The 15510-nt window shown below is 72.4% G+C and carries 11 protein-coding genes and 1 riboswitch; of the genes, 9 read left to right on the plus strand and 2 right to left on the minus strand.

Features of this window, described 5'->3' with window-relative positions:
- The first annotated feature begins 43 nt into the window (after positions 1 to 43).
- Together PSQ21_RS27930 and PSQ21_RS27935 are read left to right on the plus strand one after the other, a co-directional pair.
- Positions 44 to 1189 carry a citrate synthase/methylcitrate synthase gene (locus PSQ21_RS27930; protein WP_274034020.1) on the plus strand — a complete coding sequence of 382 codons (1146 nt, stop codon included), beginning with the start codon at positions 44 to 46 and terminating at the stop codon, positions 1187 to 1189.
- 23 nt (positions 1190 to 1212) lie between these two features.
- The gene (locus PSQ21_RS27935) at positions 1213 to 2328 is read left to right on the plus strand and encodes a CobW family GTP-binding protein (RefSeq protein WP_274034021.1); all 1116 of its coding nucleotides are present in this window, start codon (positions 1213 to 1215) and stop codon (positions 2326 to 2328) included.
- 40 nt (positions 2329 to 2368) lie between these two features.
- On the opposite strand, the gene PSQ21_RS27940 is transcribed toward PSQ21_RS27935, so the two are convergent.
- Positions 2369 to 4822 (minus strand): DNA gyrase/topoisomerase IV subunit A, encoded by a 2454-nt coding sequence (locus PSQ21_RS27940; protein ID WP_274034022.1) that lies wholly within the window; start codon positions 4820 to 4822, stop codon positions 2369 to 2371.
- Between the two features lie 268 nt (positions 4823 to 5090).
- On the opposite strand from PSQ21_RS27940, the gene PSQ21_RS27945 reads away from it, so the two are divergent.
- The 4 genes from PSQ21_RS27945 (at position 5091) to PSQ21_RS27960 (ending at position 9974) form a co-directional block, all read left to right on the plus strand.
- Positions 5091 to 6473 carry a M16 family metallopeptidase gene (locus PSQ21_RS27945; RefSeq protein WP_274034023.1) on the plus strand — a complete coding sequence of 461 codons (1383 nt, stop codon included), beginning with the start codon at positions 5091 to 5093 and terminating at the stop codon, positions 6471 to 6473.
- A 26-nt stretch (positions 6474 to 6499) separates the two neighbouring features.
- On the plus strand, positions 6500 to 7870 hold the full coding sequence (locus tag PSQ21_RS27950) for a M16 family metallopeptidase (RefSeq protein ID WP_274034025.1): 1371 nt from the start codon (positions 6500 to 6502) through the stop codon (positions 7868 to 7870).
- Between the two features lie 222 nt (positions 7871 to 8092).
- Positions 8093 to 8260: riboswitch (cyclic di-AMP (ydaO/yuaA leader) on the plus strand.
- A gap of 13 nt (positions 8261 to 8273) precedes the next feature.
- The gene (locus PSQ21_RS27955) at positions 8274 to 9089 is read left to right on the plus strand and encodes a M23 family metallopeptidase (protein WP_274034027.1); all 816 of its coding nucleotides are present in this window, start codon (positions 8274 to 8276) and stop codon (positions 9087 to 9089) included.
- A 177-nt stretch (positions 9090 to 9266) separates the two neighbouring features.
- The gene (locus PSQ21_RS27960) at positions 9267 to 9974 is read left to right on the plus strand and encodes a GntR family transcriptional regulator (protein ID WP_274034028.1); all 708 of its coding nucleotides are present in this window, start codon (positions 9267 to 9269) and stop codon (positions 9972 to 9974) included.
- Positions 9975 to 10156: 182 nt separating this feature from the next.
- Here PSQ21_RS27960 and PSQ21_RS27965 read toward each other — a convergent pair whose 3' ends face one another.
- A complete protein-coding gene (locus PSQ21_RS27965) occupies positions 10157 to 10438 on the minus strand; it encodes an HPr family phosphocarrier protein (protein ID WP_274034029.1) in 282 nt (93 codons plus the stop codon).
- Positions 10439 to 10637: 199 nt separating this feature from the next.
- On the opposite strand from PSQ21_RS27965, the gene PSQ21_RS27970 reads away from it, so the two are divergent.
- The 3 genes from PSQ21_RS27970 (at position 10638) to PSQ21_RS27980 (ending at position 15478) form a co-directional block, all read left to right on the plus strand.
- On the plus strand, positions 10638 to 13619 hold the full coding sequence (locus tag PSQ21_RS27970; protein ID WP_274034030.1) for a bifunctional acetate--CoA ligase family protein/GNAT family N-acetyltransferase: 2982 nt from the start codon (positions 10638 to 10640) through the stop codon (positions 13617 to 13619).
- Positions 13620 to 13694: 75 nt separating this feature from the next.
- Positions 13695 to 14291: a DUF5998 family protein gene (locus PSQ21_RS27975; RefSeq protein ID WP_274034031.1), complete on the plus strand. Its 597-nt coding sequence runs from the start codon at positions 13695 to 13697 to the stop codon at positions 14289 to 14291.
- The gene (locus PSQ21_RS27980; RefSeq protein WP_274034032.1) at positions 14291 to 15478 is read left to right on the plus strand and encodes an alkaline phosphatase family protein; all 1188 of its coding nucleotides are present in this window, start codon (positions 14291 to 14293) and stop codon (positions 15476 to 15478) included. The genes PSQ21_RS27975 and PSQ21_RS27980 overlap by 1 nt, the downstream gene beginning before the upstream one ends.
- Positions 15479 to 15510 lie beyond the last annotated feature (32 nt).

Below are 15510 nucleotides of genomic sequence, written 5' to 3' on the forward strand. Positions count from 1 at the left end.
AGACAGTCGAATCAATGTTCCGAGCGTCGAAAAGAGAACAGCCATGACCACCACCCCTGCCGTCCCCCGTGGCCTCGCCGGCGTCGTCGTCACCGATACCGCCCTCGGCGACGTACGCGGGCGCGAGGGCTTCTACCACTACCGCCAGTACTCGGCGATCGAGCTCGCGCGGACCCGCGGCTTCGAGGACGTCTGGTACCTGATGGTCCACGGAGAACTGCCGGACCGGGCAGCCGCCGCCGACTTCGCCACCCGCACGGCCGCCCTGCGCACCCTGCCCGCCGAGGTGCGCGAGGCGCTGCCCGCCATCGCCCGCGCCGGCGCCGTCTCCGGCCCCCTCGCCGGACTGCGCACGGCGCTGTCCCTGCTCGGAGCCTCGGCCGGATTCCGCCCGGTGTACGACATCGGGGCCGGGCGGCGCCGGGAGGACGCGCTCGCCGCCTGCGCGGCCGTCCCCACGATCCTCACCGCACTCCATCGCCTGGGCCAGGGCCTCTCGCCGGTCGAGCCCCGCGAGGACCTGCCGCACGCCGCGAACTACCTGTACATGCTGACCGGGACGGAGCCGGAGCCGGAGCACGCCAGGGCCGTCGAGCAGTACCTCATCTCGACCGTCGACCACGGCTTCAACGCCTCCACCTTCACCGCCCGGGTCGTCGCCTCCACCGGAGCCGACCTGGCCGCCTGTCTGGTCGCGGCGGTGGGCGCGCTCTCCGGACCGCTGCACGGCGGAGCCCCCAGCCGGGCCCTGGACACCCTGGACGCCATCGGCACCCCGGACCGCATCGACGGCTGGATCCGCGAGCAGGTCCTTTCCGGCCACCGCATCATGGGCTTCGGCCACCCCGTCTACCGCACCGAGGACCCGCGTTCCCGGATGCTCAAGTCCCTCGCGCAGGGTTTCGGCGGGCCGCTCGTCGACTTCGCCGTGGAGGTGGAACGCCAGGTCGAGGCCATCCTCGCCGAGCTCAAGCCGGGCCGGGAACTGCACACCAATGTGGAGTTCTACGCCGGAGTGGTCATGGAGCTGTGCGGGCTGCCGCGTGCGATGTTCACCCCCACCTTCTGTGCGGCACGGGTGATCGGCTGGAGCGCCAATATCCTGGAGCAGGCGGAGGACTCGAAGATCATCCGCCCGGCGGCCCGCTACGTCGGCGCACCCCCGCCGCAGCCGGTCCCGGCACGCTGACAACGCCCCCAGAAAGGCCCCCGTTGACCCCGCCCCGCACCCCGCAGATCCCGGTCGTCGTCCTGGCGGGCTTCCTCGGCTCCGGCAAGACCACACTCCTGAACCATCTGCTCCGCAACCGCGCGGGCACCCGGATCGGCGTGATCGTCAACGACTTCGGGGCCATCGAGATCGACGCCATGACCGTTTCGGGGCAGGTGGGATCGACGGTCTCGCTGGGCAACGGCTGCCTGTGCTGCGCCGTCGACGCGAGCGAACTCGACACCTTCCTGGAGACGCTGACCCGGCCGTCCGCCCGGCTGGACGTGATCGTCATCGAGGCGAGCGGTCTGGCCGAACCCCAGGAACTCGTCCGCATGCTGCTGGCCAGCGACAACCCGCACATTCTGTACGGGGGCCTCGTCGAGGTCGTCGACGCGGCGGAATTCGACCGCACCCGTCAGCGGCACCCGGAGATCGACCGTCATCTCGCCGTCGCCGACCTCGTCGTCCTGAACAAGACCGACCGGGTGGGGGAGGCCGAACGGGAGCGGCTGCGGGCGACGGTCACGGAGCTGAGCGGCCCGGCCGCCGTGATCTCCGCCGCGCACGGCCGGATCGACCCCGAGCTCCTCTTCGACCCGGCCCTGCGGCCGGACCACGAGGACACGGTCCGCCAGCTCACCTTCGAGGACCTGCTGCGGGAGGAGGAGGGCGAGGGGCACGGCGACCACCTCCACGCCTCGTACGAGAGCGTCGACTTCACCTCGGACATCCCCATGGACCCGCGCCGCTTCATGGAGTTCCTCGACTCCCGGCCCGACGGGCTCTACCGGATCAAGGGGTTCGCGGACTTCGGCGCGGGGGACCGGCACAACACGTACGCGCTGCACGCGGTGGGCCGCTTCCTGCGCTTCGCCCCCCGCCCGTGGGCGCGCGGCGAACAGCGGCTCACCCAGCTCGTCATGATCGGCGCGGGCATCGACGCCGAAGCGCTGCTCGCCCGACTCGCCGCCTGCCGTGCGGACGAACCCGTGCGTGCGGACGAACCCGTGCGTGCGGACGCCGCTGACGTCGAGCGCGCCATGTGGGGCGTGCTCCGCTACGTACACCAGGAGACGGACCCCGTGGACGTACGGGAAGCGGCCACGGAGGTGTGACCGCCCCCGGCCGCTCCCCGCCGAACGGGGAGGATCCCGCCTACAGCGGCGGTCCCGCGATCACGGCCACCGTCTCCAGCAGCGGCGTGCCCGAGCCGTCCCGCCTCGGGTCCGGCTCCGGCAGCTTCGCCGGGGTGCCGTTCTTCTGCGCGGCCCGTGCCGGGGCGGGGCCCGCCCACGCGAACACCAGAACGTCCTCGCCCTTCAGGAACCGCTGACAGCGCACTCCGCCGGTCGCCCGGCCCTTGCGCGGATACTGGTCGAACGGGGTGAGCTTGGACGTCATCACCGAGTCGTCCAGCGTGCCGTGGGAGCCGGCCACCGTGAACACGATCGCCTCGGCCGCCGGATCCACCGCCGTGAACGACAGCACCTCGGCCCCGGCCGCCAGCTTGACGCCCGCCATCCCTCCGGCGGCCCGCCCCTGCGGACGTACCGACGCCGCCGGGTAACGGAGCAACTGGGCGTCGGAGGTGATGAACACCAGGTCCTCCTCGCCCGTGCGCAGCTCGGTCGCGCCCACGACGCGGTCACCGTCCTTGAGGGAGATGACCTCCAACTCGTCCTTGTTGGGCGGGTAGTCCGGCACGACGCGTTTCACCACGCCCTGGAGGGTGCCGATCGCGAGGCCGGGCGAGGACTCCTCCAGGGTGGTCAGGCAGATCAGCTCCTCGTCCGCCTCCAGGCTGAGGAACTCGGAGATCTGCGCCCCGCCCGAGAGATTCGGCTCCGCGTGCGTGTCCGGCAACTGCGGCAGATCGATCACCGAGAGCCGCAGCATCCGGCCGGTGGAGGTCACCGCCCCGACGTCACCGCGCGCCGTCGCCGCCACCGCCGACACGATCACGTCGTGCTTGGTCCGACGGGCGTCCTCGGAGATCTCGACCGGCTCCGCGTTCGCCGTGCGGGCCAGCAGGCCCGTCGAGGAGAGCAGCACCCGGCACGGGTCGTCCGCCACCTCCAGCGGCACGGACGCGATCTGCGCACCGGCCGACTCCAGCAGCACCGTGCGCCGGTCCGTGCCGAACTTCTTCGCCACGGCGGCGAGCTCCGAGGAGACCAGCTTGCGCAGCTCCGCGTCCGACTCCAGGATCGCGGTCAGCGCGTCGATCTCGCCGGTGAGCTTGTCCCGCTCGCTCTCCAGCTCGATCCGGTCGAAACGGGTGAGCCGGCGCAGCGGGGTGTCCAGGATGTACTGCGTCTGGATCTCGCTCAGCGAGAAGTGCGCCATCAGGCGCTCCTTCGCCTGCGAGGAGTTGTCGCTGTCCCGGATGATCCGGATGACCTCGTCGATGTCGAGGAGGGCGACGATCAGGCCCTCGACCAGGTGCAGCCGGTCGCGGCGCTTGGTGCGGCGGAACTCGCTGCGCCGGCGCACCACCTCGAAGCGGTGGTCCAGATAGACCTCCAGCAGCTCCTTGAGGCCCAGGGTGAGCGGCTGGCCGTCGACCAGCGCCACGTTGTTGATGCCGAAGGACTCCTCCATCGGCGTCAGCTTGTAGAGCTGCTCCAGCACCGCTTCCGGCACGAAGCCGTTCTTCACCTCGATGACCAGACGCAGTCCGTGCGCCCGGTCGGTGAGGTCCTTGACATCGGCGATGCCTTGGAGCTTCTTCGCCGAGACCAGGTCCTTGATCTTGGCGATCACCTTCTCCGGGCCGACGGTGAAGGGCAGTTCGGTGACGACGAGGCCCTTGCGGCGGGCTGTCACGTTCTCCACGGCGGCGGTGGCACGGATCTTGAACGTGCCGCGGCCCGCCGTGTACGCGTCCTTGATGCCGTTCAGTCCGACGATGCGGCCGCCGGTCGGCAGGTCGGGTCCCGGCACGAAGCGCATCAGCGTCTCGACGTCGGCGCCCGGGTGCTTGATCAGATGCCGGGCGGCGGCGATGACTTCGCCCAGGTTGTGCGGAGGCATGTTGGTGGCCATGCCCACGGCGATTCCGGACACCCCGTTGACCAGGAGGTTGGGGTAGGCGGCGGGGAGGACGACCGGCTCGCGCTCCTGGCCGTCGTAGTTCGACTGGAAGTCGACGGTGTCCTCGTCGATCGCCTCGGTCATCAACGACGTGGCGTCGGCCATCCGGCACTCGGTGTACCGCATGGCGGCCGGCGGGTCGTCGTTGCCGAGGGAACCGAAGTTGCCGTGGCCGTCGACGAGGGGAAGGCGCATCGAGAACGGCTGCGCCATGCGCACCAGGGCGTCGTAGATCGAGGCGTCGCCGTGCGGGTGCAGCTTGCCCATCACCTCGCCGACGACGCGGGCGCACTTCACATAGCCGCGGTCGGGGCGCAGCCCCATCTCGTTCATCTGGGACACGATGCGGCGGTGCACCGGCTTCATGCCGTCGCGGGCGTCGGGCAGGGCCCTGGAGTAGATCACCGAGTACGCGTACTCGAGGAAGGAGCCCTGCATTTCGTCGACGACGTCGATGTCGAGGATCTTCTCCTCGAAGTCGTCCGGCGGCGGGGTCTTCGTGCTACGGCGGGCCATCGCGGCTGCGACTCCTTCACAGATTCTGTTCGGACAACCTGAGCTTGTTCGGTACGACACGAGCTACTGACGCGGTCCATTGTGGACCGCCGGACTGACAACGCCGACCTCGACCCGTCCGAAGCGGGCCGAGGGGACCCGCCCGGACAGCGTCCGCGACACCATCGACGGAAACATCCGAGGAACGGGAACTTCGCCAGGTGCCGGTGCGCTTGCTTAGAGTGGCAGGTCTGGCAGGAAGTCCAGTATCGCGATCGAAGGGACGTACATGCCCATGGGTCACACGGCCACCGCACAGGCCGGCTCCGGCGGCTTGACAGCGACCGAGCACCGCCTGGCCAACGGCCTGCGTGTGGTGCTCTCCGAGGACCATCTGACCCCGGTCGCCGCGGTCTGCCTCTGGTACGACGTCGGCTCGCGCCACGAGGTCAAGGGACGCACCGGTCTGGCTCACCTCTTCGAGCACCTGATGTTCCAGGGCTCGGGTCAGGTGAAGGGGAACGGCCACTTCGAGCTCGTCCAGGGAGCCGGCGGCTCGCTCAACGGGACGACCAGCTTCGAGCGGACCAATTACTTCGAGACCATGCCCACCCACCAGGTGGAGCTGGCGCTCTGGCTCGAAGCCGACCGGATGGGCTCCCTCCTCGCCGCACTCGACGAGGAGTCCATGGAGAACCAGCGCGACGTCGTCAAGAACGAACGCCGCCAGCGTTACGACAACGTGCCCTACGGCACCGCGTTCGAGAAGCTGACCGCCCTCTCCTACCCCGAGGGCCACCCGTACCACCACACCCCGATCGGCTCCATGGCCGACCTGGACGCGGCCACGCTGGAGGACGCCCGCGCGTTCTTCCGTACGTACTACGCGCCCAACAACGCGGTGATCTCGGTCGTCGGCGACATCGACCCCGAGCAGACCCTCGCCTGGATCGAGAAGTACTTCGGCTCCATCCCCTCCCACGACGGCAAGCAGCCGCCGCGCGACGGGACGCTGCCCGGCATCATCGGCGAGCAGCTGCGCGAAGTGGTCCACGAGGAGGTCCCGGCGCGCGCCCTGATGGCCGCCTACCGGCTCCCCCACGACGGCACCCGCGCCTGTGACGCCGCCGACCTGGCGCTCACCGTGCTGGGCGGCGGCGAGTCCTCCCGGCTGCACAACCGCCTGGTCCGCCGCGACCGTACGGCGGTGGCGGCCGGTTTCGGGCTGCTGCGGCTCGCCGGGGCGCCCTCGCTGGGCTGGCTGGACGTGAAGACGTCCGGCGGTGTCGAGGTGGAGACGGTCGAGGCCGCGGTCGACGAGGAGCTCGCCCGGTTCGCCGCCGAGGGGCCCACGCCCGAGGAAATGGAGCGGGCGCAGGCGCAGTTGGAGCGCGAGTGGCTGGACCGGCTGGGGACGGTCGCCGGCCGCGCCGACGAACTGTGCCGCTACGCGGTCCTGTTCGGTGACCCGCAGCTCGCCCTGAGCGCCGTGGGCCGCGTCCTGGACATCACCGCGGAGGAGGTGCGCGCGGCGGCCGAGGCCGCCCTGCGGCCCGACAACCGGGCGGTGCTGGTGTACGAACCCATCGAGCCGGCCGACGAGGCCGACGGGTCCGACGAGGGCACGGCAGCCACCGAGGGCACCGACGCGCACGAGGGGGCGGACAAGTGAGCGACGCCGCCGCGACTGGAGTAGCCATGGAGTACCACCCGCAGCCCAGGCCCGGCACGGCCCGCCCCTGGGCCTTCCCGGCGCCCGAGCGCGGCGCCCTGCCCAACGGGCTGACCGTGCTGCGCTGCCACCGCCCCGGCCAGCAGGTCGTCGCGGTGGAGATCTTCCTGGACGCGCCCCTGGAGGCGGAGCCCGAGGGCCTGGACGGCGTGGCCACGATCATGTCGCGGGCGCTCTCCGAGGGCACCGACAAGCACAGCGCCGAGGAGTTCGCCGCCGAGCTGGAGCGCTGCGGCGCCACGCTCGACGCGCACGCCGACCACCCCGGCGTCCGGGTGTCCCTGGAGGTTCCGGCCTCCCGGCTGGCCAAGGCCCTCGGGCTGGTCGCCGAGGCGCTGCGGGCCCCCGCCTTCGACGGGAGCGAGATCGAGCGCCTCGTCGGCAACCGCCTCGACGAGATCCCCCACGAGCAGGCCAACCCGTCCCGGCGCGCCGCCAAGCAGCTCTCCAAGGAGCTGTTCCCGGCCGGCGCCCGGATGTCCCGCCCGCGCCTGGGCACCGAGGAGACGGTCCGGCGGATCGACGAGAGGGCCGTGCGCGCCTTCTTCGACGCCCACGTCCGTCCGTCCACCGCGACGGCCGTGATCGTCGGCGACCTGACCGGCATCGACCTGGACGCGCTGTTGGCGGAGACCCTCGGTGACTGGTCGGGCGACGCCGGGCAGGCCCGCCCGGTGCCGCCCATCACCGCGGACGACACCGGCCGCGTGGTCATCGTGGACCGGCCCGGCGCGGTCCAGACCCAGCTGCTGATCGGCCGCATCGGCGCCGACCGGCACGAGCGCGTCTGGCCCGCCCAGGTGCTCGGTACGTACTGCCTGGGCGGCACCCTGACCTCCCGGCTGGACCGGGTGCTGCGCGAGGAGAAGGGGTACACCTACGGGGTGCGCGCCTTCGCCCAGGTGCTGCGTTCCAGCGGCCCCGACTCGGGCGGCGCGGCCATGCTCGCGATCAGCGGCTCGGTGGACACGGAGTCCACCGGACCGGCGCTGGACGACCTCTGGAAGGTCCTGCGGACGCTGGCCGCCGAGGGGCTGACCGACGCCGAGCGCGAGACGGCCGTGCAGAACCTGGTGGGGGTCGCCCCGCTGAAGTTCGAGACCGCCGCCTCCGTCGCGAGCACGCTGGCCGACCAGGTCGAGCAGCACCTCCCCGACGACTACCAGGCCCACCTCTACGCCCGGCTCGCCGAGACGGGCACCGTGGAGGCGACCGCCGCCGTGGTCAGCGCCTTCCCGGTCGACCGGCTGGTCACGGTCCTCGTGGGGGACGCCGCGCGGATCGAGGAGCCGGTGAGGGCCCTCGGCATCGGAGAGGTGTCCGTCGTCACCGGCTGACGCACCTGCGGCACACCGCTGCGAACAGGACCCCGACGAGCGGAAGTTCGTCGGGGTCCTTGCTGTTTGCCCTCTTTGTTCGTTCTATCCCTTTTGGTGAACATTCAGCCTGTCTGCCCTGTGGGATGTGCGACAAATCCCCTGGCCCGTTTGGTGATGGGAAGCCGCCCCGCCTAGCGTCGGCTCGGCTGTCCGCCACCCGTATGCCGCAGCCGCGGCGCCGGGCAGTCATCGCCGAGTCCCCGTCAGGCGCGAGCCTGGGGAGCCGGGGACCCACGCAGTCCCTGGGGTGAATCGGAGGCCAGTGCCGCGAAACCGGCGCGGGCATCCGTAGGAGACCTTCCTGCTCCGAACCCGTCAGCTAACCCGGTAGGCGAGAAGGAAGGAAAGGATCAGCCCCTCCATGGCGTTCACCCGTGCCACCGGGAAGCACCGTGCCCCGAGCCGCCTCACGCGCCGGAGCGCCCGGGCCGTCGGTATCGCGGCTCTGGCCACCGCCGGAGTCCTCGGCTCGCAGGCCTCCCCGGCCCTCGCCGCGGACACCGAGGCCACCGAGGTCGCCGACACCGGCCTCACCCAGACCGTCGCGCTCGACGCCACCCTCGCCGACCAGATCGACGCGCAGGCCCACGCCCAGAAGCAGCAGGCCGAGGCGATCGCGAAGGCGAAGGCCAAGGCCGCCGCGGAGGCCCGCGAGAAGGCGGCCAAGGCGAAGGCGAAGGCGGAGGCCGAGCGGAAGGCCGAGGCCCGCGCCAAGGAGGTCCGCGAGGAGAAGGCCCGTGCCGCCCGCGCCGCCGAGCGCGCCCGGCTGAACGCCTTCCACCTCCCGGTCGCCGGCTCCCACGTCACCACCGGCTACAACGCCGGCGGTTCGCTCTGGTCCTCCGGCAGCCACTCCGGCGTGGACTTCCGGGCCGCCTCCGGCAGCTCCGTCGTCGCGGTCGGCGCCGGCACGGTCGTGGAGGCCGGCTGGGGAGGCGCGTACGGCAACAACATCGTGCTCCGGATGACGGACGGCACGTACACCCAGTACGGCCACCTCTCCTCGATCGGCGTCTCCGTCGGCCAGAGCGTCTCCTCCGGCCAGCAGATCGGCCTCTCCGGCTCCACCGGCAACTCCACCGGCCCGCACCTGCACTTCGAGGCCCGCACCAGCCCCGACTACGGCTCCGACATGGACCCCGTCGGCTACCTGCGCTCCCACGGTCTGAACGTCTGACCCGCCCCGCGCGATACCGCCCGAAGGCCCCGGCACCCGTCGGGGCCTTCGGCGATTTTGGGCCGAGGATATTCATGGATTCCGGTCTGCCATCGGAAATTCCGGCAGATTGCCATAGAGTCACGGAACAGGCGTCGGGCGGCCGCGTTTCGCGGGGATCAAGGCGGAGGTTCGGACATGCGCATTCCCGCGCATTCGGTATGCACGGCAATTCGTGACGACATCGTCTCCGGTGTCCACGAGCGCGGCAGCCGCCTCACCGAGGAGTTGCTGGCCCGCCGCTACGGGGTTTCCCGCGTCCCGGTCCGCGAGGCCCTGCGCACGCTGGAGTCCGAGGGCTTCGTGGTCACCCGCAGGCATGCCGGCGCCTGTGTCGCCGAGCCCACCGCGCAGGAGGCGGCCGACCTCCTGGAGGTGCGGACGCTCCTGGAGCCACTGGGTGCGGAGCGCGCCGCCCAACGCCGCACGGAAGCCCACCTGAAGGTGCTCCGGGGACTGGTCAGGCTGGGCCAGGAGCGGGCCCGCCGGGGCGAGGACGAGGATCTGCGCTCGCTGGGCGGCTGGTTCCACGAGACCCTCGCCCAGGCCTCCGGCAGCCCCGGACTCATCGCGCTTCTTACCCAGCTCCGCCACAAGATCGCCTGGATGTACGCGGTCGAGCAGCCGGCCCGCCCGGTCGACTCCTGGGCCGAGCGCGGCGCGATCGTGGACGCGGTGGCGCGCGGCGACGCGGCGCGGGCGAGGGCGCTGACCGCCCGGCTCGCGGAACGCGCCACCGGGGCCCACCGGCTGCGCCACCCGTACCCGCCGGGGCGGCGCACCGCGCCCGCTCCCCGCGTGAGCACTTCGCAACATGACGTCAACACCGCGCGTGTTCGCCATTAACAAAAGAGCCGTATGGAGAGAGAAGTCCGGCGGGGAATTGTCTGCGCTGCCCGGATCATCGATGCGCGGATCTTTCCCGTCATGACTGTTCGGCTCTTTCCCGAAAGCGAAAGAGCCGTGATCCCTCAAAGGGGTTCACGGCTCTCGCACCTGTCGAATCCGGCAGGGCCGGTTCGCGTGGGTCAGACGGTCTCGGGGAGTTCTTCCAGGCCCTCGGCGACCAGCTTCGCGAGCCGGTCCAGAGCGGCCTCGGCGTCATCCGCGTCGGACGCGAGCACGATCTCCTCGCCGCCCTGCGCGCCCAGACCGAGCACGGCGAGCATGGAGGCGGCGTTCACCGGATCGCCGTCGGCCTTGGCGATCGTCACGGGGACGCCGGAAGCCGTGGCGGCACGGACGAAGATGGAAGCGGGGCGGGCGTGCAGGCCCTCGGCCCAACCGACGTTTACGCGGCGCTCAGCCATGGTTCTGCCCTTCACATATCAACGGTTGTCTAGACCAGTCTCTCATGCAGTGCGTGGTGCTGTGCCCGGCCTCCTGTCCGGCTCGTGCGCCCGGCCTCCTGTCCGCAGCGCTGTACTCCGGTGGCCCGGGTCGGGGCCACCCCAGACTGCCCGGGCGCCGGTCTCTCCGCGACCGGGGCCCCCGCCGTAGGCTTTGCCCATGGAGCCCACGCCGGAGCAGAGTCCGCATCACGCGTACCCCGATCACTGGGAAGCGGACGTGGTGCTCCGCGACGGAGGCACCGCGCGCATCAGGCCGATCACGACGGACGACGCCGAGCGACTGGTCAGCTTCTACGAGCAGGTGTCCGACGAGTCGAAGTACTACCGGTTCTTCGCCCCGTATCCGCGGCTATCCGACCGGGACGTGCACCGCTTCACCCATCACGACTACGTCGACCGGGTGGGACTGGCCGTCACGATCGGCGGCGAGTTCATCGGAACGGTCCGCTACGACCGCATCAACGACCAGGGCCGCCCCGCCTCCGCCCCCGCCGACGAGGCCGAGGTCGCCTTCCTCGTCCAGGACGCCCACCAGGGCCGCGGCGTCGCCTCGGCGCTCCTCGAACACATCGCCGCGGTCGCCCGCGAGCGCGGCATCCGGCGCTTCGCCGCCGAGGTGCTCCCCGCCAACAACAAAATGATCAAGGTGTTCCGGGACGGCGGCTACACCCAGCGCCGCAGCTTCGAGGACGGCTCCGTCCACCTCACCCTCGACCTCGAACCCACCGAGAAGTCCCTCGCCGTCCAGCGCGGCCGCGAACAGCGCGCCGAGGCCCGCTCCGTGCAGCGCCTGCTCGCCCCCGGCTCCGTCGCGGTCATCGGCACCGGCCGCACCCCCGGCGGAGTGGGCCGCACCGTCCTGCGCAACCTCCTCGCCTCCGGCTACACCGGCCGTACGTACGCGGTGAACCGCGCCTTCGACGAGGGAGTGACCACCCTCGACGGCGTCCCCGCCCACCGCTCGCTCGGCGAGATCGACGAGCAGGTCGACCTCGCGGTCATCGCCGTCCCCGCCCACCGGGTCCCCGAGGCCGTCGCCGACTGCGGCGAGCACGGAGTCCAGGGCCTGGTCGTCCTCTCCGCCGGATACGCCGAGCGGGGCGCCGACGGCCGCGAACTCCAGCGCGAGCTGGTCCGCCAGGCCCGCTCGTACGGCATGCGGATCATCGGCCCGAACGCCTTCGGCATCATCAACACCGCCGAGTCCGTCCGGCTGAACGCCTCGCTCGCCCCCGAGTCGCCCGCCCGCGGCCGGATCGGCCTGTTCACCCAGTCCGGCGCGATCGGCATCGCCCTGCTCTCCGGCCTCCACCGGCGCGGCGCGGGCCTGTCCTCGTTCATCTCGGCGGGCAACCGGGCCGACGTCTCCGGCAACGACTTCCTCCAGTACTCCTTCGAGGACCCGGACACCGACGTCGCCCTGCTCTACCTCGAATCGCTCGGCAACCCGCGCAAGTTCACGCGCCTCGCCCGCCGCACCGCCGCCGTGAAGCCCGTCGTCGTGGTCAAGGGCGCCCGGCACAGCGGATCCACCCCGCCCGGCCACGCCGTCCCGGTCAGCCGCATCCCCGACGCCACGGTCTCCGCGCTGATGCGCCAGGCCGGTGTCATCCGGGTCGACACGGTGACCGAGATGGTCGACGCCGGGCTCCTGCTGGCGGGCCAGCCGCTCCCGGCCGGCCCCCGGGTCGCGATCCTCGGCAACTCCGAATCCCTCGGCCTGTTGACGTACGACGCCTGCCTCGCCGAGGGGCTGCGTCCGCGCCCGCCGATCGACCTCACCACCGCCGCCTCCCCGCAGGACTTCCGGGACGCGCTGGCCGAGGCGCTGGCGGACGGGACCTGCGACGCCGTGATCGTCACCGCCATCCCGTGGGTGGGGGAGAACGGGGAGGCCGAGACCGGTGACGGCCACGTGCTTGCCGCCGCCCTGCACAGGGCCGTGGCCGGGGGCTCGGCCAAGCCGGTGGCCGTCGTCCACGTCGAGATCGGCGGCCTCGCCGAGGCGCTGGCCGCCGCGTCCAGCACCGCCGCGCCCCGCCCCCGCACGGTGACGCCCGCCGCCGACCGGACCCGGGCAGCCACCACCACTCCCTCGGCCGGCCCGGCCCGGAGCACCGCCCCGGCCGCACCCGCCACCCCGGAAGCGGGCACCGCCCCGGCCACGCCGACCGCCCCCCGGGCAAGCACCGTCCCGGCCCCGGGCCCCGGCCCCGACGCGTCCGCGGCCCCGAGCACCGCCCCGGAAACCGCCCCGGGCCCCGGCCGCATCCCCGCCTACCCCGCCGCCGAACGCGCCGTGCGAGCCCTCGCCGAGGCCGTGAAATACGCCCAGTGGCGGCGCCAGGCGGCCGTGCCCGGCAAGATCCCCGAGTTCCTCGACGACACCATCGACGAGCCCGGGGCCGCCGCCCTGATCGAGGCGCAGCTCGCCACCGCCCCCGACCCGCGCGGACGCCCGCTCACCCACGACGAGGCCCGCGAACTGCTCGGCCGCTACGGCATCGCCGTCCGCCCCACCCTGCCCGCCCCGGACCCCGAGGCGGCCGTCGCCGCGGCGGCCCGGCTCGGCTACCCGGTCGCCCTCAAGACCACCGCCCCCCACCTGCGCCACCGGGCCGACCTCGGCGGGGTCCGCCTCGACGTCGCCGACGAGGAGGCGCTGCGCCGGGCGTACGGGGAGCTGACCGATCTCCTCGGCAAGCCCGCCGAACTGCTCCCCGTCGTCCAGGCGATGGCCCCGCGCGGCGTGGACACCGTCGTACGGGCCTCCATCGACGCGGCGGCCGGGGCCGTCCTCTCCTTCGGCCTCGCGGGCGCGCCCTCCGAACTGCTCGGCGACACCGCGCACCGGCTGGTCCCCGCCACCGACCGCGACGCCGCCGAACTGATCCGGTCCATCAGGGCGGCCCCGGTGCTGTTCGGCTGGCGGGGATCGGCCCCGGTCGACACGGCCGCACTCGAAGAGCTGCTGTTGCGGCTGTCCCGGCTGGTCGACGACCACCCCGAAGTGGTCTCCGTCGCCCTCGAACCGGTCGTCGTCGCCCCGCACGGGCTGAGCGTGCTCGGCGCGAGCGTCCGGCTCGCCCCGCCGCCCGCCCGGAACGACCTGGGCCCGCGCCGCCTTCCGAACTACTGAGCCCCACCGGCGACCCGCCGCCGGTGCGCACCGGGGCGTCCCCGGCAGCCACCGGTCCGCCGTAGGATGGTGCTCATGGCAAAGACCGGTACGACGACCCAGGGGCTGCGCGCGGCGATCGAGCGCAGCGGCTACTACCCGGCCCTCGTGGCCGAGGCGGTGGAGGCCGCCGTCGGCGGGGAACCGGTCGCTTCGTACCTGGTGCACCAGGAGACCACGTTCGACTCCAACGAGGTGCGCCGCCATGTGACGGTCCTCGTCCTGACCGAGCACCGGTTCATCGTCAGCCACACCGACGAGCAGGCCGCCGACACCAGCTCCCCGACGCCGTACGCCACCACCTCCACCGAATCGGTGAAGGTGGAGCGGATCTCCTCCGTCGTGGTCAGCCGCGTCGTGGCCAACCCGGAGAAGTACGTTCCGGGCACCCTGCCCCGCGAGGTCGTCCTCACCATCGGCTGGGGCGCGGTCTCCCGGATCGACCTGGAGCCCGCCGCCTGCGGCGACGCCAACTGCGAGGCGGACCACGGCTACACCGGCAGCACCACCGCCGACGACCTGAGCCTGCGGGTCAGCGAGGCCGGTGACGGCCCCGACGCCGTGCGCCAGACCCTCGCCTTCGCCCAGTCGCTCTCCGAGGCCACGGCCGCCACCGCGGCGACCGGCCGCTGATGGCCCAGCCCGCCTGGCAGGATCCCGTCCTGCTGCCCCTCGACACCGCGCCCGTGCCCGAGTACGGCAGCGGCTCGCTCGCCGACCTGCTCCCGACGCTCGCCGCCGGACAGGAAGTGCCCGGCTTCACCGCCGCGATCCCCGAGCTGACCCCGGCCGACCGCAACTGCGTCTTCCTGATCGACGGCCTCGGCTGGGAGCAGATCAAGGCCCACCCGGACGAGGCCCCCTTCCTGCACTCCCTCCTCCCCACCTCGCGCGGGGGCACGGGCCGTCCGCTCACCGCGGGTTTCCCCTCCACCACCGCCACCTCGCTCGCCTCGGTCGGCACGGGACTGCCGCCCGGCGAGCACGGCCTGCCCGGCTACACCGCCCGCAACCCGGAGACCGGGGAGCTGATGAACCAGCTCCGCTGGAAGCCGTGGACCGCGCCGAAGGTCTGGCAGCCGTACCCCACGGTCTTCCAGCTCGCCGACGCCGCGGGCGTGCACACCGCGCAGGTCTCCGCGCCGACGTTCGAGCAGACCCCGCTCACCAAGGTCGCCCTCAGCGGCGGCTCCTTCCTCGGCCGGCTCTCCGGCGAGGACCGGATGGACGTCGCCGCCCAGCGCCTGGCCGCCGGCGACCGCTCGCTCGTCTACACGTACTACAGCGAGGTCGACGGCAAGGGACACCGCTTCGGCACCGACTCCGACGCCTGGCGCGGTCAGCTGATGTACGTCGACGGGCTCGCCCGACGCCTCGCCGAACAGCTTCCGCAGCGTTCCGCGCTCTACATCACCGCCGACCACGGCATGATCGACATCCCGTTCGACGAACAGTCCCGGATCGACTTCGACGAGGACTGGGAGCTGCGCGCCGGCGTCGCCCTCCTCGGCGGCGAGGGCCGCGCCCGCCACGTCTACGCGGTACCGGGTGCGGAGTCCGACGTCCTGACCGTCTGGCGCGAGGTGCTCGGCGAGCAGTTCTGGGTCGCGAGCCGGGACGAGGCCATCGCGGCCGGCTGGTTCGGTCCGACGATCGACGAGCGGGTGTACGGCCGGATCGGCGACGTGGTCGCCGCCGCCCACGACGACGTGATCATCACGGCCTCCGTCAACGAGCCGCACGAGTCGGCGATGGCGGGCGTGCACGGCTCCCTGACCCCGGTGGAACAGCTCGTCCCCCTCCTCGAAGTACGCTCGTAACCCCCTCCCGCCGTGCCCCCCCCTCCGAAAGG

The organism is Streptomyces sp. MMBL 11-1 (assembly GCF_028622875.1).
In the GTDB taxonomy this organism is placed as follows: domain Bacteria; phylum Actinomycetota; class Actinomycetes; order Streptomycetales; family Streptomycetaceae; genus Streptomyces.